The 20,240-nt window shown below is 64.9% G+C and carries 16 protein-coding genes; 1 reads left to right on the top strand and 15 read right to left on the bottom strand.

The window, feature by feature from the left end:
• Positions 1 to 165 precede the first annotated feature (165 nt).
• The 15 genes from AC07NV_RS11585 to AC07NV_RS11515 form a co-directional block, all read right to left on the bottom strand.
• Positions 166 to 657, bottom strand: a complete 492-nt coding sequence (locus AC07NV_RS11585) for a hypothetical protein (RefSeq protein ID WP_495166497.1) — start codon at positions 655 to 657, stop codon at positions 166 to 168.
• The gene (locus AC07NV_RS11580) at positions 648 to 1,856 is read right to left on the bottom strand and encodes a molybdopterin molybdotransferase MoeA (protein ID WP_495166496.1); all 1,209 of its coding nucleotides are present in this window, start codon (positions 1,854 to 1,856) and stop codon (positions 648 to 650) included. Before AC07NV_RS11580 ends, AC07NV_RS11585 begins: the two co-directional genes overlap by 10 nt.
• A 10-nt stretch (positions 1,857 to 1,866) precedes the next feature.
• Positions 1,867 to 2,652 (bottom strand): uroporphyrinogen-III C-methyltransferase, encoded by a 786-nt coding sequence (gene cobA, locus AC07NV_RS11575; protein WP_495166495.1) that lies wholly within the window; start codon positions 2,650 to 2,652, stop codon positions 1,867 to 1,869.
• The gene (locus AC07NV_RS11570) at positions 2,642 to 5,239 is read right to left on the bottom strand and encodes a molybdopterin-dependent oxidoreductase (protein WP_495166494.1); all 2,598 of its coding nucleotides are present in this window, start codon (positions 5,237 to 5,239) and stop codon (positions 2,642 to 2,644) included. The genes cobA and AC07NV_RS11570 overlap by 11 nt, the downstream gene beginning before the upstream one ends.
• Positions 5,239 to 5,580, bottom strand: coding sequence for a nitrite reductase small subunit NirD (gene nirD / locus AC07NV_RS11565; protein ID WP_495166493.1), 342 nt, complete (start codon positions 5,578 to 5,580; stop codon positions 5,239 to 5,241). The genes AC07NV_RS11570 and nirD overlap by 1 nt, the downstream gene beginning before the upstream one ends.
• Positions 5,577 to 8,054 (bottom strand): nitrite reductase large subunit NirB, encoded by a 2,478-nt coding sequence (nirB, locus tag AC07NV_RS11560; RefSeq protein ID WP_495166492.1) that lies wholly within the window; start codon positions 8,052 to 8,054, stop codon positions 5,577 to 5,579. Before nirB ends, nirD begins: the two co-directional genes overlap by 4 nt.
• Positions 8,054 to 9,256, bottom strand: coding sequence for an alginate export family protein (locus AC07NV_RS11555; protein ID WP_495166491.1), 1,203 nt, complete (start codon positions 9,254 to 9,256; stop codon positions 8,054 to 8,056). The genes nirB and AC07NV_RS11555 overlap by 1 nt, the downstream gene beginning before the upstream one ends.
• 3 nt (positions 9,257 to 9,259) lie before the next feature.
• The gene (locus AC07NV_RS11550) at positions 9,260 to 10,492 is read right to left on the bottom strand and encodes a nitrate/nitrite transporter (protein WP_495166490.1); all 1,233 of its coding nucleotides are present in this window, start codon (positions 10,490 to 10,492) and stop codon (positions 9,260 to 9,262) included.
• A gap of 258 nt (positions 10,493 to 10,750) precedes the next feature.
• Positions 10,751 to 11,962, bottom strand: a complete 1,212-nt coding sequence (locus tag AC07NV_RS11545; RefSeq protein WP_495166489.1) for a CmpA/NrtA family ABC transporter substrate-binding protein — start codon at positions 11,960 to 11,962, stop codon at positions 10,751 to 10,753.
• On the bottom strand, positions 11,959 to 12,540 hold the full coding sequence (locus AC07NV_RS11540) for an ANTAR domain-containing response regulator (RefSeq protein WP_495166488.1): 582 nt from the start codon (positions 12,538 to 12,540) through the stop codon (positions 11,959 to 11,961). The genes AC07NV_RS11545 and AC07NV_RS11540 overlap by 4 nt, the downstream gene beginning before the upstream one ends.
• 166 nt (positions 12,541 to 12,706) lie before the next feature.
• Positions 12,707 to 13,726, bottom strand: coding sequence for an RNA 3'-terminal phosphate cyclase (gene rtcA / locus AC07NV_RS11535; RefSeq protein ID WP_495166487.1), 1,020 nt, complete (start codon positions 13,724 to 13,726; stop codon positions 12,707 to 12,709).
• Positions 13,723 to 14,508: a nucleotidyltransferase domain-containing protein gene (locus AC07NV_RS11530; protein WP_495166486.1), complete on the bottom strand. Its 786-nt coding sequence runs from the start codon at positions 14,506 to 14,508 to the stop codon at positions 13,723 to 13,725. Before AC07NV_RS11530 ends, rtcA begins: the two co-directional genes overlap by 4 nt.
• 31 nt (positions 14,509 to 14,539) lie before the next feature.
• Positions 14,540 to 14,989 carry a hypothetical protein gene (locus AC07NV_RS11525; RefSeq protein WP_495166485.1) on the bottom strand — a complete coding sequence of 150 codons (450 nt, stop codon included), beginning with the start codon at positions 14,987 to 14,989 and terminating at the stop codon, positions 14,540 to 14,542.
• A 30-nt stretch (positions 14,990 to 15,019) separates the two neighbouring features.
• Positions 15,020 to 16,246: an RtcB family protein gene (locus AC07NV_RS11520; protein ID WP_495166484.1), complete on the bottom strand. Its 1,227-nt coding sequence runs from the start codon at positions 16,244 to 16,246 to the stop codon at positions 15,020 to 15,022.
• A 456-nt stretch (positions 16,247 to 16,702) separates the two neighbouring features.
• Positions 16,703 to 18,250 carry a vWA domain-containing protein gene (locus tag AC07NV_RS11515; protein WP_495166483.1) on the bottom strand — a complete coding sequence of 516 codons (1,548 nt, stop codon included), beginning with the start codon at positions 18,248 to 18,250 and terminating at the stop codon, positions 16,703 to 16,705.
• Between the two features lie 266 nt (positions 18,251 to 18,516).
• Here AC07NV_RS11515 and rtcR point away from each other — a divergent pair, with 266 nt between their 5' ends.
• Positions 18,517 to 20,106, top strand: coding sequence for an RNA repair transcriptional activator RtcR (rtcR, locus tag AC07NV_RS11510; protein ID WP_495166482.1), 1,590 nt, complete (start codon positions 18,517 to 18,519; stop codon positions 20,104 to 20,106).
• Positions 20,107 to 20,240 lie beyond the last annotated feature (134 nt).

The raw sequence follows: 20,240 nt of genomic DNA, 5'->3' as shown, positions 1-20,240 counted from the left end.
TCTGATGGAACCCGGTGCTGTTTCGCGATCCTGCGATTTGGAGCTTATTCGGCGCCCTTCGCAGCTTCTTCGATGATGCTGGCGACTGCTTGTGGTCCGGGACATAGAGCGAATGGGCTGACAGCGACTTCCTCGACGGTCGAACCGGTGCGGCCTGTCAGGGGGTCATGGCCATTTGTAGAGCCGGTCGATCATCCTCCGAAGTTGGAGGAGGAAATCGACCTCGGCATCGATCGCCTGAAAACTCCGCTTCAATCTTGCGATCCGGAGCAGGGAGGCCGAGTCCGCCGCTCGATCCCGGCCGTCAAGGTCGGCGCGATAGGCGAGCTCAAGCACGAACATTCTGACAAGCTCGGCCAGCGTCGGCAGCCCCATTTCGCGGAAGCCGGCCCGGGCCGCGCCCCAGTTGAGCACGCTGGCATCGCGCGGCACGCCGAGCCCGCGATCGCCTGTCATGAAGGAGATCACGACCGCCGTGTTCCAGATCAGCTTTTCGGAGTCCGTCAGCGCATCCCTGCCATGTTCGGAGATTGTCCGCGCGATTGCCTGAAGGACCGCATGTGCCGCGTCCGGATGATTTCGCGCGACCGCGATGCACGGCCCGCCATCGCGTGCCGAAGGCCTCGTCCACTGCCGGGCAAGAAGACCTAGCAACATAGCGGCAGCGTGGGCACGGGCATCCCGGGACGGATCGCCGGGGCATAGGCCGGGCGTCGCACCAGGGCATTGACCTTCGCAAGCCGCGCTTGCCCCGATGCTTCCTGTCGGTCGCAGATTTCCACACCATTGTACGAAGTCGTCCCGCCCAGAAATGCTTCGCGCGGGCCGTTCGCATCGATCGGCCGGACGGCGGGGAGAAGCTGCCAGGGCAGCGCATCCGTGACATCGCCGCCCAAAAGACCGGTGATGAGCGGTGCAAGGAAGAGGCGCGCGATTGTGAGGGCAGCGGTGGGGCTTCCCGGAAGTCCGAGCACATGAACTGGCCCGATTTTCCCATACCAGACGGGCTTGCCGGGCTTCATGGCGACGTCGGCAAAAGCGATTTCGAGACCGAGGATATCGAAGGCTGCGCGGGCATGATCCCGGTCGCCGCGCGATGCACCGCCAAGGACGACGATGACATCGGCCGACGCGGGGGTTGTCGCACGGGCGATCGCTTCCGCGTCGTCCGGAATTCGTGCTTTGGATATGACCTTCGCGCCCGAGGATATGCAGAGCAGCTCGGTTGCAACACTGAGACTGTCGGGGATACTGAATGGGGCATCGGCGGCGAAACCAGGCGGGACGATCTCGTCGCCGGTGGCAAGGAGCTGGACACGCGGGCGCCGCCAAATGCGGAGTTGGTCGTGATCCGCCGCTGCCGCCGTGACGGCAACGGCCGGCGTCACTTTCGTGCCCGCTGGAATGAGGAGCCGACCCGACATGAAGTCCGAGCCCTGGCGCCGGATGTGCGTCTTTCCGAGCGGCGGATGTTCGACCCGCACGCTCGGGCCTTCTTGGCGACAATATTCGATCATGACGACACGGTCGGCGCCGCGAGGCAAGGGCGCACCGGTCATCACGCGCATGGTCTCGCCCGGCCCGATCTCGCTCGCTTCGCCGCTGCCGGCATAGCTGACGCCGACCTGCCGGAGCGTGGAGACGCCGGCGGCGAGGTCGCGGACCGCATAACCATCCATTGCGGCGCAGTCCTGGCGCGGTGAATCGAGGTGCGCGTGCACCGGTGCCGCAAGATAGCATCCGCCGGCGTCGGCGAGCGAGACGGCCGTCTCGTCAAACGGTTTCGCATGGGCTGCGAGGATCGTCAGCGCGGTGTCGAAATCGATCGAGGCGGCGCATTCGGCGGCGGCGGTCATTTCACCATGCTTACCCATGCGCAGACCGGGCGATAGGCTCGAAACTGGCCGGCAGGACATCGGGTTGGGCAACGGCCGCCCCGATCAGGATAAGCGTCGGTGCGTCGGCCGCGAAGGACTTGGTGGCCAGTTCGAGCAGATCGAGCCGCGTCGCAAGCTGCCGTTCCTCGGGGGCGCTGACGTGGCATGCGATCAGCACTGGCGTCGCGCCCGGCATGCCCGCCCGCACGAGGCCGCGCATGATCTCTCCGGCAGCCTCGCGGCCCATATAGAAGGCAAGCGTAGAGCCACCGCATGCGAGCGAGGTCCAGTCGATGTCGAGCGCGGCCCCGCGCTGGCTGTGCGCGGTGACGAAACGCACGTCGCGGGCGACGCCCCGGAGTGAAAGCGAGATACCCGCTGAGGCCGCAGCTGCGCTTGCCGCTGTGATTCCGGCGCAAATGCGGACGGGGAAGCCCGCGGCGGTCAGTGCGGAAATTTCTTCCGAGGAACGGCCGAAAAGTGAAGGATCCCCACCCTTCAGGCGGACGACGCGTTTTCCCGCGGCGGCAGCTTCGACAAGCATGGCGTCGATCGTCCGCTGATCCTTCGAATGACGGCCAGACCTTTTGCCCACGTTGATGCTCTCGGCACGGGCCGGGACCAGCGCGAGCACGGCGTCGCTTACGAGCGCGTCGTAGAAGATGATGTCGGCGCTTTCGATCAGGCGCGCTGCCTTCATTGTCAGCAACTCGGGATCGCCGGGGCCGGCACCGACCAGCCAGACGGTGCCCGGAGCGAAGTCGTTATGCGGCATTGCTGTTCTCCTTGGTGAGGATGCGGGCGAGGGCCGGGCGGCACGACCCGCAATTCGTGCCCGCACCCAGCGCGGCTCCAATGGCTGCGATATCCGCGAAACTCTGCTCGCGGATCGCGCCGACGATCGTTTTCAGGCCGACATTGAAGCACACGCAGATGATTGGCCCGCGATCGATCTGCACGCCGGGTGCACGGCCCGCGAGCAGCGTGGGCGCGATTTCGGGGGCGGCAAGCTGTGCAATGAGCCAATCACGCGGAGGCAGTTCGCCGTTTTCGGAGATGAAGAGCGCGCCGGCGAGGCGGCCGTTCACAACGATAGCGATGCGCCGCGTCCCGCGCGCGGCGTCTTCGGCCTCTATACGCTCGCCTTTCGGGAGCAATGCTTCGATGGATTTGGGCGCGCCATTGCCCGCGAGTTCCCAAAGTACGCCCGACGGAACGGCGACGCGCGTCGCCCACAGGCAGCTCGGGGTTTCCGAAAGTTCGTGCGCGAGGAGCAGGAAGCCGCGCCATTTGGGGGTGACCGGGGTGATAGATGCCGGCGTGCGCTTGAAACCGGGCTGGCCTGACACAGGGTCGACCAGCGGGCGAGGGAGCCGCCCGGTGCGCCCGCCGCTCGACGTGCGGTCGGTCCAGTGGATCGGTACGAAGAGTTCGCCCGCGCGCTGGCCCGTGTGGAAGGCGACGCGGTAGAGGCTGGCGCCTTGCGGCGTCTCGACGCGCGCGAGCCCCCCATCGAGGAGGCCGAGCCGCGCGCCATCTTCGGGATGGACCTCGACCAGCGGTTCTTCGCGGTGGCGCGCGAGCGTTGGTGCGAGGCCGGTCCGCGTCATCGTATGCCATTGGTCGCGGTACCGCCCGGTGTTGAGCGTCAGCGGCCATTTGGCGAGCGGTTCGGGCAAAGGTTTTTGCGCCACCGGGACGAGCCGGGCGCGGCGGTCTTCGGTCGAAAAGCGACCGTCGGCAAAGGGGCGGTCGCCGCCCCAGCGAAAGGGGGCCATCGCGTCATAGGCGGCGTTGCCTCCCTGCGCAGCGCCCGGCAGCGCGAACCGCCGCGCGCCGTCATTGTCATATGTCGACAGGCGGCAATGCTCGCGCCAGATGTCGGCGGGCCGGTCATAGCTGAAGGCGGTCTTCCACCCCATCCGCCGCGCCACCTCCTTGATGATCCACCAGTCGGGCATCGCCTCCCCGGGCGGCGGAAACAGCGCGCGCTGGCGGCTGATCGTGCGGTCGCTGTTGGTGACGGTGCCGTCCTTTTCGCCCCACGCCGCAGCGGGCAGCCGGACGTGGGCGAAGGCGCCGGTATCGGTTCGCTCCATAACGTCGCTGACGACGAGGAAGGGGCAGCTAGCGAGGGCCTCGTGCACGCGATTGCCGTCGGGCATCGACACCGCCGGGTTGGTCGCCATCACCCAGAGCGCCTTGATCCGGCCTTCGCCGACGGCGCGGAAAAGGTCGACGGCTTTGAGACCCGGCTTTTCGGCCATCGCCGGTGCCGCCCAGAAACGCTGGACGCGGGCGCGGTTGTCGGGCGCGAAGTCCATATGCGCGGCCAGCGTCGAGGCGAGCCCGCCGACTTCGCGGCCCCCCATCGCATTGGGCTGACCGGTAATCGAGAAGGGTGCTGCGCCGGGTTTGCCGATCCGCCCTGTCGCGAGATGGAGGTTAAGGATCGCATTGACCTGGTCGGTTCCGGCGGTCGCCTGGTTGATGCCCTGACTGAACAGAGTCACGGTGCGTGGGGTTGCGGCGAACAGGTCATAGAAATGCCTGAGGTCGGCGGCGGGCACGTCGCATGTGCGTGCCACCGACCACAGGTCATTCCCCTCTCCAAGCTCGTCCCAGAAATCTTGCGGAACCGCGACGTGCGCGGCGAGATAATCTGCGTCGACGACGCCGGTCTCGCAGCAATGCTGGAGCAGTCCGTTCATCAGCGCGACGTCGCTGCCGGGGCGGATCGGAAGGTGCAGATCCGCCTCTTCGGCGGTTTCGGTGCGGCGTGGGTCGATGACGACGAGCTTCGCGCCGGCCTCGCAACGTGCGCGAATGCGTTGATAGACGATCGGGTGACACCAGGCGGTGTTGGACCCGACCAGCACGATCAGGTCGGCGGCGTCGAGATCTTCGTATGTCGCGGGAACGACGTCTTCGCCGAACGCACGCATGTGGCCTGCCACCGCGCTCGCCATGCAGAGGCGTGAATTGGTGTCGATGTTCGCGGTGCCGATGAAGCCCTTTATCAGCTTGTTGGCGACGTAGTAATCCTCGGTCAGCAGCTGGCCCGAGACATAGAAGGCAACGCTGTTCGGGCCGTGGCGCGCGATGGTGTCCTTGAAGCGTTTTGCGACGAGGTCGAGTGCCTTGTCCCAAGTGGCGCGCCTGTTGCCGATCATCGGGTGGAGCAGGCGGCCTTCGAGGCCGACCGTTTCTCCAAGATGCGTGCCTTTCGAGCAGAGCTTGCCGCGGTTCGCGGGATGGTCGGGATCGCCCGCAATCTCGACCGTCCGCTCGCCCGTCACCGTCGCGCGGATACCGCAGCCGACGCCGCAATATGCGCAGGTCGTGCGGACCGCCTCGACCATCAGGCCGCGACCTTGAGTGCGCCTGCGCGGCAAATGAGAACGCGGCCGGCGTCGATCCGGACCGGCACCGTCGGGGTACAGCCCTTGTCCTCGCCCAGCGCTTCACCCGTCGACAGGCTGATCCGCCAGTTGTGCAGCGGGCACGCGACTGCGCCGCCATGGACGATACCTTGGCTCAGCCGTCCATGCTTGTGCGGGCAGCGGTCGAGCAGCGCGAAAACCTTGCCCTCGGCGGTGCGGAACACCGCTATATCGTCGCCGCCCTCGACCTGAACGGTGCGGCTGCCGCGTACGGGGATCTGATCGACCCAGCCGATATCCAGCCATTCGGGCGCATTCATGTCAGTACCTCCTGCGGGATGAAGCGCGCCATCGGCGCGTGATGTTCGGCCTCGGCGCCCCCGGCGCGCTGTGCCCAAGGGTCGTCCTGGCTAAAGCTTTGCGAATAAAGGAAGCGCGCGCGCAGCGCCTCGCGGCCGGCTGGATCGTTGGCGATCCGTGCCTTCACATAATCGACCCCGACGCGCTCGATCCATGGCGCGGTGCGCTCGAGATAGCGCGCTTCCTCGCGGTAAAGCTGGATGAAGGCGGCGCAATAATCCATCGCCTCCTGCTCGGTCGCGACCTTGCAGAGAAGGTCGGTGACGCGCACATGGATGCCGCCATTGCCGCCGACGTGCAGCTCGTAGCCGCTGTCGACGCAGACGATGCCGAAATCCTTGATCGTCGCCTCCGCGCAGTTGCGCGGGCATCCCGACACCGCAATCTTGAACTTGTGCGGCATCCAGCTGCCCCAGCTCATCCGCTCGACCTTGACGCCGAGCCCGGTCGAATCCTGCGTCCCGAAGCGGCACCATTCGGATCCGACGCAGGTCTTCACGGTGCGCAGCGATTTGCCGTAAGCATGGCCCGAAACCATGCCGGCGGCATTGAGGTCCGCCCAGACTGCGGGCAAATCCTCCTTCCTGATCCCGAAGATGTCGAGCCGCTGGCCGCCGGTGACCTTGACCATCGGCGCATCATATTTCTCGACGACGTCGGCGATCGCACGGAGTTCGCGCGGATTGGTGAGACCGCCCCACATGCGCGGGACGACCGAGTAAGTGCCGTCCTTCTGGATATTGGCGTGCATGCGCTCGTTGACGAAGCGGCTTTGCTGGTCGTCGACATAGTCGCCGGGCAGCGCGCAGAGCAGATAGTAATTAAGCGCCGGGCGGCACGACGAACAGCCGTCGGGGGTCGTCCAGTGCAGCTTCTGCATTACTTCGGGGATCGAGCGCATGGCTTGCGCCAAGATCTCGCGGCGGACGTCGTCATGGCCGAAACTGGTGCATTTGCACATCGTCTTCGGCCCGGTCTGCACCTCGTCGCCGAGCGTCAGAGCGAGGAGGTTTTCGACGAGGCCGGTGCAGCTGCCGCAGCTTGCCGAGGCCTTGCAGGTGCCGCGCACCGCGTCGAGGCTGTGCGCGCCCTTGGCGATGCACGAAACGACCTGGCCCTTGGTGACGCCGTTGCAGCCGCAGATTTCCGCATCATCGGAGAGCGCTGCAACGGCCGCCTTAGGGTCCGCCGCGCCGCCTCCCGCGGCGAAGGCTTGGCCAAAGATCAGCAGGTCGCGAAGGTGAGAGACATCCTCTTGGCGTTTGAGGAGATCGAAATACCAGCCGCCGTCGGCGGTATCGCCATAAAGCACCGCGCCGACGACGCGGTCGTCCTTGACGATCACGCGCTTATACACCCCGCGGCTTGCATCGCGGAGTACGATGTCCTCGCAGCCGTCGCCGCCTGAAAAATCTCCCGCCGAAAACACATCGATCCCCGACACCTTGAGCTTGGTCGAGGTCACCGAGCCGCGATAACCCGTTGGCTGCCCAACAAGGCCATCGGCGAGGCTGCGACACATATCCCACAGCGGCGCGACGAGGCCATAGACCTGTCCGTCATGTTCGACGCATTCGCCGACGGCGAGCACGGCGGGATCGCTCGTCACCATATGGTCGTCGACCTGGATGCCGCGGCCGACCACGAGCCCGCTATTGCGCGCAAGGGTGACCGAAGGGCGGATGCCGACCGCCATCACGACGAGGCTGGCGGGGATGAGCGTTCCGTCCTTCAGTCGTACCCCTTCGACCTTGTCATCGCCGACGATCTCGGCAGTGTCGGCGCCCGTCAGGATGGTCTGGCCGCGGCCTTCGAGTGCCTGTTTGAGCAACCAGCCCGCCGCTTCGTCGAGCTGGCGTTCCATGAGCGTCGGCATCAGGTGGATCACCGTGACCTTCATCCCGCGCAGGCTCAGCCCATGCGCCGCTTCGAGCCCGAGCAGGCCCCCGCCGATGACGACCGCGTCGCCGCCGGCATCCGCGGCCGCCAGCATCGCGCTGACATCGTCCATGTCGCGGAAGGCGATCACGCCCGGAAGGTCCTTGCCCGGCACCGAGATGATGAATGGGTCGGAACCCGTCGCGATCAGCAGCCGGTCATAGCTTTCGGTGGCCCCGCTGCGCGTCGTCACGGTCTTCGCTGCGCGGTCGATCGCCGCGACGGGGTCGCCTGCGACCAATGCAATGCCGTTTGTTGCATACCATTCGGTGTTGTTGATCACGATGTCGTCGAAGCATTTCTCCCCAGCGAGAACGGGTGACAACATGATGCGATTGTAATTGACCCGCGGTTCGGCGCCGAAGATGGTCACACGGTAGCGGTTCGGATCGCGGGCGAGAAGTTCCTCGACCGCGCGGCAGCCGGCCATACCGTTGCCGATCACCACAAGATGTTCGCGGGTATCGGTCTCGGGCTTGAGGGGGCGATGTTCCATCAGAGCGTCCAGTCCAGTTGGAGCCAAAATTTGTCGGTGTCGGTGGCGAAGCTGTCGGCGTTGTAATGTGCGTAGCGGGCGGCCGCGGTGACCTTGCCCAGCTTTGCGCTGGCCAGCAGGTCGATCTCGTTTCCATAGGATCGTGAGGCGCCGTCGCTGCGATAGGCGTGGTAGACCGCCTGCAAGCTGACGGCCTGCAGCGGGCCGACCGTTTTCCAGCGCCATCCCGCGCTCGCATAGAGATCGCGCATGCCGTCGGGTGGGGTAATCAGGAACTTGTCGGCCCAGCCCTGGAATTTGAATCCGGTTGCAAGCGGGGTCTGGAAGCTCGTCAGTGCAAGACCGTTATCGGCGCCGAGAACTTCATAGCCACCACTGACCCGGGGGCCTCCGAGCTCGACGGCGATATCGGCGAGGTAATAGTCCGCCGAATAGTCGTTGGGATTGCGGTGCCAGTCCGATTGGCGCGCGTAGCTGAGCTGATAGGCGACCTGTGCCTTGCCGAGCGCCTTCGATCCGTCGAGCCGGATGCCGTAGCTCTGGCTCGACATGCGGAAGCCCTGCATCGCGGCCTCGTCCTGATCGACGAGATAGGCGAAGGCGGCGACTTTTCCGATCGGTGTATGGGCGCCGAGATTGCCGAAGACATTGTCACCCGACACGGCCTGTTGGCGTGCACCGGCGCCGTCGATGCCCCAGATCGTGCGGACGCTCCACGCATAGCTGATGTCGGCCTTCACGCCCTTGGTTGGGGTAATTTCCGCCCGTACCGCGTCAAAACTCTGGCCGTTCTGGCGAAAGGGAACCGAGCCGATGAAGCGTTCGTCGTCGAGGGCGATCCGCTGCCGCCCCGCTGTCAGCGTGAACGAAGGGCGGCTGTAGCGAAGTTGCGCGCGGGCGAGGGCGATCGTCTCGGGATCTGCGACCAGCGGATGGGGCGCTGGGGCGTGGAGGCCGTCGAAATATTCGTCGACGACCGCCAATGTGGTCTGCCCTTCGATCAGCGCCGACCAGGCGCCCGCCTTTGCCTCGACGCCGGCGCGGACACGCAGGGTCAGGGCATCGGCGTCGGCGGCAATCCCGTCCTGATCGACCGTCTCGTAACGAAGGCGGGCTTCGCCGAGCGGCTTCAGCATTATATCCCGGGCGTGGGCGGCCCCAGCCGGCGCTAGCGCCAGCACGAGTGCGAGGGTGCGGATCATGGGTTAGATCCGCACGCCTTCGGCGGCACCCCAAGTCCGGCGCCATTCGCCTTTGACGAACGAGAGGGCGACCAGCGCCAGCACGGCCAAGCCCGCAAAAATATGGAAGCCGGGGGCGAAGCTGCCGCTCCACTGTTTCGCGAAACCGAGCGAAGAGGCGAGGTAGAAGCCGCCGATTCCGCCCGCCATGCCGACGAGCCCGGTCATCACCCCGATCTCGGCCGAAAAGCGCTGGGGTACGAGCTGGAATACCGAACCGTTGCCGGTGCCCAGTGCCAGCATCGCGATGACAAAAAGACCGAGCGCAGCAGGCAGCGTATCGGCCTGCGGCACACCTGCGAGCGCCAGCGCGGAAACGACGAACACCGCCATGAGTGCGCGCACGCCGCCGATCCGGTCGGCGAGCGCGCCGCCCATCGGGCGCACCAGCGATCCGGCGAAGACGCAGGCTGCAGTGCAATACCCCGCCAGCACGGGGGTGAGGTGGAACTGATCGGTGAAATAGATCGGCAGCGATGCGGCGAGTCCGACGAAGCCGCCGAAAGTCACCGAGTAAAAGGCCATCAGCCACCAAGCGTCGCCGGTCTTCAGTGGTTCGAAATAGTGGGCGAGCTTCTTGGGTGCTGGCGCGTTCGGCGCGTCTTTCGCCATCAGGAGATAGACGAAGAAGACGATGGTCAGCGGGATGCAGGCGAGGCCAAGCACTGCGTTCCAGCCAAAGATCTTGGCGAGGCCGGGGGCAAAGAGCGCCGCTAGCACGGTGCCCGAATTGCCCATGCCGGCAAGCCCCATCGCCTTGCCCTGATGCTCGGGCGGGTACCAACGGCTTGCGAGCGGCAGGGCGATCGCGAAGCTCGCGCCAGCAAAGCCAAGGATTACGCCAAGCGCGAGCGTGCCGACAAAGCTGTGCACGCCGATGAGCCAGGCTGTGAACAGCCCGGCGATGACGATGCACTGGCTGATCGCGCCCGACCGCTTGGGCCCAATGCGGTCGACGAGGAGGCCGTTGACGACGCGCAGCAAGGCGCCGGCGAGCGTCGGCACCGCGACCATCAGTCCCTTCTGCGCCGGGCTCAGTCCCAGGTCTTCGGAGATCGCAGGCGCCAGCGGTCCGAGAATGACCCACACCATGAAAGCGAGGTCGAAATAGAGAAATGCGGCGACAAGCGTCGGCCAATGGCCGCTCGCCCAGAAGGTCGATTTGGGTGCCGCAGCACCGCCGTTTGCAGTCGTCATCGTCCGTCCCCTTTGTGACGGGCAATAAAAAAGCCGCCAGGACGGCGGCCATGCGGGCGCATCCTGACGGCTTCATTGCCTGTTGGGATTGCGGGGAATGGCTCCCCGTCCGCCTGCGGTTCGGCCCCCTCGTTGGAGCCGTCGCCGCTTTATTCTGCCCCGGCAGCCCTGCCGAGTGCGATTAGACTGCATGATTCGCAGGCTGGCGGCAACCCTTGATTTCGCAGGTGCAGCATAAAATCCGCTTCGATCATTTAGTCACAGAAGTTCAGAGAGATAGGACTCGATGTCATCGGGATCGAAGGCGTGGCCGTCGAAGAAGCGGTCGCTTCCGAGCGTCAGCCGACCTTGCGTCGAGCCCGCGCCGATCGCCGCATCGAGTCCGCCTTCGAGCTTTGAACTGGCACCGGGAAGGGGCGCGCCAGAGCCTGCGAGGGCCGCGCGATACACGTCGGGGCGAAAGACGTTTCCAGCCGTCGCCGCATCTGCGGCGTCGAAGTCGATGTCGTCCCACCGCACCATTTGCGAGTAGAGCCACGCGGCCTGACTGCGCCAGGGGAAGTTGGCCGCCTCGCGATACTGGAACATGAAGTCGGGATAATGGATCGGCTCGCCACCGGGAGTAAGCCGGATACGATCGGTGATCGCCCGCAAGATCGCGTCGCGCGGCGCGTCGAGATATCCGGCGCGCGCCAAAATGTCGGCGCTATCCCCGGCCGCCCCGGGCTCGACGAAATGCGCCGCCGCGGTGTGGAGCGCGCGAACCAGCGCCTCCACGGCGTCGCGCCGCTCATCCAGAACGGTCTCGCGCATCGTCAGGACCTTTTCGACACCGCGCCGCCAGATTTGGGCGGTCGCGAGCGCGATCTGTCCAACGCCGCGATCCACCGCGATCGAGTTCCACGGCTCGCCGACGCAGATGCCGTCGACCTCGCCCGCGGCGAGCGCGTCGGCGGCGAAGGGAGGACTCGTCACGGCGATCTCGACGTCGCGATCGGGACGAATGCCGACGCCCGCGAGCCAATAGCGCAACATATAATTATGACTTGAATAGCGGTGCACCACGCCGAAGCGGAGCGGTCTGCCGGCCGCAAGCCGCGCCGTCGCCACCCGCTTCAGCGCCGCGCCGATGGCGACCGGGTCGCCTAGGTCGCCGCCCAGTCCAACCTCTTTTGCCAGGCTGGCGGAGAAAGTCACTGCATTGCCGTTGAGGCCGAGCACGAACGGAACCGCAAGCGGGACCGCCGGGCGACCACGGCCGAGCGTCGTCGCGATCGCGAGCGGGGCGATCATGTGCGCGGCGTCGGTATGACCGTAGAGCAGCCGGTCGCGGACGGTCGCCCATGTCATGTCGCGCACGAGTTCGATCGCTATGCCTTCCTTAGCCGCGAAGCCGAGTTCATGTGCGAGGATCGGCAGCGCGGCGTCGACCAGCGGCAGGAAACCGATGCGGAAGCTATCGGCGCTCATTTTATGTCTCCCATCAGCGCTTCGCTGGTCACGATCGCTTCGGCGATTTCGGAAATGCGGCGGTTGGTTCGCATCGCCTGCCCTCGGAGCAACGCATAGGCGGCCGGCTCATCGATCTCCCGGCGCTTCATCAATATCGCCTTGGCCTTGTCGACGACGGCCCGTTCTGCGAGCGCATTCTTGGCGTCGTCGAGTTCGCGCTGGAGCCGCGAGAAAGCCTGGAATCGACGTATCGCCAGCTCGACGACCGGCTTGATGCGTTGTTTCGAAAGCCCGTCGACGACATAGGCCGATACCCCGGCGTCGATCGCCGCTCCGGTCGCCTCGGCATCGCTCTGGTCGACGAACATGGCGATAGGCCTCGAAAGCACGCGCGACATGGCGAAGAAATCTTCGAGCAGATCTCGGCTGGGATTTTCGAGGTTGATGAGGACGACTTCCGGCTTCGCTGCCTCCACCTGAGCGACGAGGGGGCCGGCGGGATCGATCAGAACCAGATCGTCGAGGCCTGCCTCGCGCAGGCCATCGGAAATGATCGCGGCGCGCGTCGTGCTCGTGTCGATGATCGCGATCCTCATGATCGCGCCCCTTACGCTGCAGCGCACAAATCTGCTAGCCGGTTTCTCTCTTGCGAATGTTTGATGCTGTCAAATGGCGGGTTGTTGAAACTTTCTGCCATAAGTGGACCGCCCGCTACCGGCCGGAATAGGGCGAAAGGTTTTGAGCCCGATTCCGGCGGCTTGGCTAGTGGATCACTTCCATCAGATTGCGTCCGTCTTCACGTTCGGACACATGAAAACGGGTACCCGTGAAGCGTTCGATCAGACTTGCCGCGGTGCGTGTATGTTCGCTGAGCTTGACTGTCGTGAACGCGCCGCCACGCGCAAACACCATCGGTAGCAGGAGCTGGTCCTGCAGATAGGGGCCGGCAAAGGCGCGCGATGCCAGATAGCCGGCCATGCGCTTGGCTGCAGTCTGCGCCAGCCGCTCAGCCGGTACGCCGAGCTTGCCGAAACCCGACATCACTTCGGTCACATGGTCAAACTCCGCCTCGATCAACAGCGCATTGCCAGGACCCTGTTCGGCCGGCAGCTGTCGCGTGACAAAGGCGTTGTCGGGCCATGCGGCGAGAATCTTGCGTGCGGTCTTGAGTTCGCGGTCGGCCACGTCGAACGGGATGCCCGCGATGATCGCGGTCGCCGACACACCGCGGGCTTCGCCGCGATCGATACACTCGACGGGGCGCAGCGGGGCGGGGACAATGTCGACCTCGATCCGGCCACCGCCGCGCGGGAAAAAGCCGTGGCGGACGAGCCGGGCCGATATGGTCGGACCCATGCGGTTGATGACGGGCAGCAGGGCGCGCGCGAGGAATTCGAACGGTGGCGCGGCCACCGCATGCGTGCCGCCCTCGATCACCAGGTGTGAGGGCGCGTCGGCCAGCATCAGCGGCACGAGGATCGTCTGGAGGACGAGCCCGGTGCTGCCCGCGGTGCCGACGGCGAAATGATAGTCGCCGGGCATGACCTTGCCTGGCCGGAAGCCGATGCGGCTCGACCCGACCGCGAGGCCCGTGCATTCGGCGCCGCCGATGACGCAGGCGGCTTCGATCGCGGTCACATGCTGGCGCATGAGCCCCGGCTTTTCGCGCCCGCCGCGGATATTTTCGATCGTGAAGGGTTCGCCGGTGAGCAGCGACAGCGCGCACGCATAGCGCAGCACCTGTCCGCCGCCTTCGCCTTCAGAGCCATCGATGATGATCATTCTTCTTCTACCAAATCCAGAAACAGGTCGTTCGCGTCTGCAGCGAACGCCTCGCTCGGCGGACGCGCCGGCACCTCGCCGGCACGCGCCAGTTCGTCGTCGATCAGCGCGTCGATTTCGGGCACGCGTGCGATCGGTCCCGCCTCGCGCGTATCCGCCTTCAACGCCGCCAACCGCTCGATCTCTTCGCAGGCCGACGACGACAGATTGGCTTGCGCCATCAATTGCTGCAATTGCATCGGCGGCCGGCACGACGGGTCAAGCCGAAGCACCCGGATCGCCAAAGCGGGGCGCAGCGCATAGAAATAGCGCTTCACCGCAACCTTGTTTTCGTCCGCCAGCCAGCGCGCAATTGCGGTCCGGCCAAGCTTCGCATAATGCAACGCAAAGCCGTTCGGATCGAAAAGGCGATCCTTGAGGTCTGCCATTCGCGCGATGACGGGGTCAGGGTCGCGATATTGAATCGGCGATCCCATCCATTCGGACAGCACCGAATTGTTGCGCAGCATCAACCCCAGCGCCTTGCGGATATCCCAGCCGTTGAGATCGATCTCATCGACGATCGGCCGCTCGATCACGTCGCGCACCGGGTGCAGCGCCAGATAGTCGCGCCGCGGCCGGACATAGAGGAAGCGCACATCATAATCACTGTCGGGCGAAGGGAAGCCCCAAGCCCGCGAACCCGACTCGATCGCGAGCAGCAGGCGCACGCCGTCCTCCGCTTCGACGGCGGTGAGGCGGGTTTCGATTTCGTGCCGGATGGCGGGTTCGATACTCGTCATGGTCCTTCTACTGCTTATAAGATCCGGTGGATCAGGGCATCCACCAGAAGTACCAAGGCTTTGCCTGGCGATCGTCGGACGGCCCTATGCCGAAATCGCCGTTCCCGACCTCGACGTCGGCAAAGGCAGCGCGCAAATCGCGAACCTGCCTGTTGCCGAAGATCAGAATTAACCGGTCATCATCCTCTTCCATCTTCATCTCGCCTGCATCAGGGCGAAAGGCGACCCGCATCGAGGCGAAGCGATCCGGCTTGGGGTGGCCGTGGTTGGGAACCGCGGAAATCGCTGCCGTCACCGGCTCGATCTTCAACGTCCGATGGCAGGCTTCGCCGCCAGCCATCCGGTCGATGAGATTTCGGATTGAGCGGCACCCCGCCGGATCACCGGTAAAATGCCATTCGCCCGCATGCTTGTTTTGCTTTGGATAGCGCCAGACGAAAATCTGGCCTTCCTGTCGCCATTCGGCGACCCAGTCGCGCATGATGTCCCCCTTCGATGGCGGCGTGAAGGGTCACCCCTTCACGCACACCACCTGCTTCAGCGTATGGACGATCTCGACAAGGTCGGCCTGCGCCGCCATCACCGCCTCGATCGGCTTGTACGCCTTGGGCGTTTCGTCGATCACGCCTTCGTCCTTGCGGCATTCGACGCCTGCGGTGTCGGCGATATGCTCGTCGAGGGTGACGAGCTTTTTCGCCGCCGTCCGGCTCATGACGCGGCCTGCGCCATGGCTGCAGCTATCGAACGACTCCGGGTTGCCGAGCCCGCGCACGATAAAGCTTTTTGCCCCCATCGAGCCCGGGATGATCCCCAGCGTGCCTTTCGCCGCGCGCACCGCACCCTTGCGGGTGACGAGGATATTCTCGCCGAAGTGGTTCTCGCGGGTCACATAATTGTGATGGCAGTTCACCGCTTCCATCTCGGCATCGAACGGTTTGGCGATCTGGCGCCGCAGCGCTGCGATCACATTCGCCATCATCATCCGCCGGTTCAGCGCGGCAAAGTCCTGCGCCCAACCGACCGCCTCGACATAATCGTCGAAATGGTCGGTCCCTTCGGGGAAGTAGGCCAGATCTTCATCGGGCAGGTTGACGAACCACTTGCGGATATCCTTCTTCGCCAATTCGATGAAGTAGGTGCCGATCGCGTTGCCTACGCCGCGCGATCCCGAATGGAGCATCACCCACACCCGCGCATCCTGGTCGAGGCAAAGCTCGATGAAATGGTTGCCCGTTCCGAGCGTTCCCAGATGCACGAGGTTGTTGGTGTTCTTCAGCCGCGGATGCTTCGCGACGAGATGCCCGAAGCGTTCGGCGAGCGTTGCCCACGCGTCGACGATCGCCGGGGGCGGGTCGCCCCACGAACCGGTGTCGCGCTTGCCGCGACCGACCGAGCGGCCGTGCGGCACCGCCTGCTCGATCGCACTGCGGATGCCTTCCAGCGTATCGGGCAGGTCGTGCGCCATCAGCGAGGTCCGCGCCGCCATCATGCCGCAGCCGATGTCGACGCCGACCGCAGCCGGGATCACCGCACCCTTGGTCGGGATCACCGATCCGACGGTCGCGCCAAGGCCGACATGCACATCGGGCATCGCCGCGACATGCTTGAACACGAACGGCATCCGCGCGGCCTTCGCAAGCTGCGCGCGGGCGCCATCCTCGACCGGGACGCCGCGCGTCCACATCTTGACCGGGCGTCCGCCCTCGACATTGAGCACTTCGTAAGTCGTCTGGGTCATCGCTGACCTCCTTCTTTTCATTCATAGGTGCCGGCGACAAGTTTTGGCGAGACATTCCGGATTTCTCCGGCGCGGATTCGAACCGCTAGCCTTTCGGCCTGACCATGTAGTCCCGCCGGCATTCGCCAGCCTGTTTGATAGAGGGGCACGGCGACGAGGATTGGAAAGACATTCGTGCTCTACCAGACTGAGCTACCGCTCGTTTCCGACCGGGCGGGATTCGAACCCGCGACACCGACATTATCAATGTAGTCCTTCCGGCATTCGCCGTGATCCTGTTGGCTATTCGTTCGAAGTGTCACGGCGACGAGGTTTGGCAAAGACATTGCCCCTAAGGGCGCCGCTCTTTCCGCTAAGCTACAGGCCCGCATCATGGTGGACCCGGCGGGATTCGAACCCGCGCCTGCATCGTGACAGGATGTAGTCCTTCCCCGCATTCGCCGTGACACTTCGTAGTCATACCTCCACTTCATTCACGATCTGGACCCAGTCGCGCGTTTCGCCAGAGGCAAAGCGCGCCATTGCGCCAAAGACCGCGTCGGTGAAACCACCGACATTCATGATGTCCTTCCGGTCACGCGCTTGCGTGGTGCCATAGGGCTGGATGTCGATGCAGATCAGCTTCGCGCCCGGGTTGCGGGCCTTCAGCTTCGTCCACTCGTTCATCGTCGCCGTGGCGCCACGCCGGGTCGGATCGACCCAGCTTTCATTGTCCGAAACGATCACAACGGTATCGACCTTCGCGCGCTCGGCGTTGAGGCGGGCCAGCGGAGCCGAGACATTTGTCCCGCCGCCGCCGATCGCTGCCAGCCGCGCGGCGTTGACCGCAAGGCGTGCCTTGGGATCGAGCGCCATGTCGACGACATCGACTTCGAACGGCATCACGCGCGCCGACCGGTTGGTGCGCAGCACCGCCGCCGCGACCAGCGCCGCGATGTCGATACAGCGGACCTTCGAGGTCGCGCCCTTGCGATATCCGGTCGCCGCCGAGCTCATCGAGCCCGACACGTCCGGACAGACAATGATGTTGCCCGCCAGCACCGGAACCGTTGCAAGCGACAGTTCGAGCGCCTTTTCGAGCGATGCCTGAACGCTGAGCGGAACCGCGTCGCCGACCTGATCGAGCGCGATCATCAGCTGATAGGGCGCGGGCTTGATCTTCGCGATCGCCCCCGCATCCGCCAGCCGTGCCGCGACCACTTCGGTCACTCCCGCCACGTCGAACGCACCATTGCGCGCCAGCGTGTTGAGGTTCATGCGCAGCGCCTGCCAGCCCATGCGAGCCGCAAGATCGCCCCACTGTTCCGCCGAGAGCGGAAAAGCGGTCAGCCATTCGAACGGCACCGGGGGCAGCGGCCCCGAAGGATCGCGCTTCCAGGCTTCGAACGCTGCGATCTCTGCCGGCAGCGCCGCGACTTCATAGGGCTTGCCGATCAGCCAGCCGTAGAAGGCGCGCCGCTCGGCCGAAGCCGGCGCCGGGTGGACCATGCGAACGATGTCGGCGAGGCTCGGGTCGTTGCCCGTCGCTGCCGTCATCAGCTGGCGCATCGAAGCCGTTTCCAGCCATTCGCGCACCAGCCGCTTCGGCCGCGAGCCGAGCGAACGACGCCCGATCTGGCCCGACCGCATGATCTGCACGAAATTGCGCAGCATGCGGCCGTTGTCGATCACGCGGCCGAATACCGGCACCGCGAGGTCGGGATCGGCGACGGTCAGATAAGCGGCGAGCAGCGCCGGCATATCCTTCATCGCACCCGACTGGCGCGCATAGATCGCCGCCTTGGCGACGAATTCTGGCGACACCGCTTGCGCCGCCGACAGGACATCGGCGAGCTGCGCGTCGGCGCCGGAATAGAAGCCCTGCGACAGCGTGCCGGTCGCGGCGAGCTGTGCAAGCTTCGCGTCGGCGCCATAGGCATAGGCGGCCCCGCCAGCTTCGTTCACCGCATCGGTGCGCGGCAGGAAGCGCGAGAGCGCCGTGGAAAACAGGTTCTTGTTGGCCATCGTCCAACTCCTTCGAAATCATTCCGGATCCTCGGGGGCGGCCAGCCCATTCCGGCCGCCCCTTCGTTCCACTGTGCCGGGAGACGTGAGCCCCGACGCAAATATCATTGCAGAAGGCGTGCCAAATGCGCATCGCTGGATGGGATTACATTCATCTATATGTTTTTGTTATATTAAAATTCTTCTGCTATTGGCTGCAGCATCGAGCCGATGAGACAAAGGCGATTATCTTGTATCGTAGTTTATCCTGTCATATAAATAGGACGATGAAGCCCATCACCGTCATCGGATTCCTCGGCTCGACTCTCGATGCCGCCAAATTCGGCCCGTCGCGCTGGAACAAGTGGCGGCCAACGGTCAGCATCTGCATGCAGGAAGATTTGCGTGTCGACCGCTTCATCCTGCTGCATGGCAGTTACCACCGCCGTCTCGCCGAATATGTCGCCGACGACATTCGCGACGTGGCGCCCGAAACCGAAGTGGTGCAAACGCTCCTCGATTTCGACGACGCTTGGGATTTCGAGGAAGTCTATGGAAAGCTGCTCGACTTCGCGCGCGCCTTTCCTTTCGATCCCGACAACCAGGATTATCTGGTCCACATCACCACCGGCACCCATGTCGCGCAGATCTGCCTCTTCCTGCTGACCGAAGCGCGTTATCTCCCGGGACGCCTGCTGCAGACGCAGCCGCAGCGCGGGGCGCCGCAGCCGATCGGGACGTGGGCGGCCATCGACCTCGATCTCTCGCGCTACGACAGCATCGCGACGCGCTTTGCCGAAGCGAGCGCCGAGAGCGCGAGCTTCCTCAAAAGCGGCATCGAGACGCGCAACGCTGCCTTCAACCGGATGATCGAGGAGATCGAGCAGGTCGCGGTGCGCAGCCGCGCGCCGATCCTGCTGATGGGGCCGACTGGGGCGGGCAAAAGCCAGCTGGCGCGCAAAATATACGAGCTGAAGAAGCTGCGTCACCAGATCGCAGGCCCCTTCGTCGAGGTCAATTGTGCGACGCTGAAGGGCGACAGCGCGATGTCGGCGCTGTTCGGGCATCGCAAGGGAGCCTTCACCGGCGCAGCGCAGGATCGCCCCGGCCTGCTCAAGTCGGCCGACAAGGGTTTGCTCTTTCTCGACGAGATCGGCGAACTGGGCCTCGACGAACAGGCGATGATCCTGCGCGCGATCGAGGAGGGGCGCTTCCTTCCCGTCGGTGCCGACAGCGAAGCGAAAAGCGAGTTCCAGCTGATCGCTGGAACGAACCGCGACCTCGTCCGCGAGGTTGCCGCGGGTCGCTTCCGCGAAGATTTGTTCGCGCGCCTCAACCTTTGGACCTTCAGCCTGCCGGGGCTCGCCGCGCGCCGCGAAGATATCGCTCCCAATCTCGATTATGAGCTAGAGCGTTTTGCCGAACGCGAGGGCGCGCGGGTCACCTTCAACAAGGAAGCGCGCGAGAAATATCTGGGCTTCGCCGAAAGTCCGGCGGCGCTGTGGAGCGGCAACTTCCGCGACCTTGCCGCCAGCGTCACCCGCATGGCGACGCTCAGTCCGACGGGACGTATCGATTCCGATGCAGTCGCATTCGAGACGGGCAGGCTATGCTCGCTGTGGTCGGGCGGCGACGCACGGGGCGATGCGCTCGACGATCTTCTGTCCGTGGATCAACTCACGCGGGTCGATCCCTTCGACCGGGTTCAGCTCGCTTATGTCATCGACGTCTGCCGTCAGAACAGTAGCCTTTCGGCCGCAGGGCGCGTGCTTTTCTCGGCCTCGCGAGCAGAGCGCCGATCGACCAACGATGCGGATCGATTGCGGAAATATCTTGCCCGTTTCGATCTCGACTGGGGCGCCGTCACCACGCGGTAGATGCCCTTTCCCGCCGCCAGCCGGAGGAGCGGGACAAACGGAAGCAGTCGCCCGCGCCGTCGATGTTGAACTTCTTGCCGATATGGCGTAATGGGCCGGCCGTCGATCCCGGCGTGTTTCTGAAACTGGAAAGG

The sequence above is a fragment of the Sphingopyxis sp. GW821-FHT10B01 genome, assembly GCF_059415685.1.
Note: the sequence above shows the minus strand (reverse complement) of the source record. Positions and strands in the feature narration are given on the sequence as shown.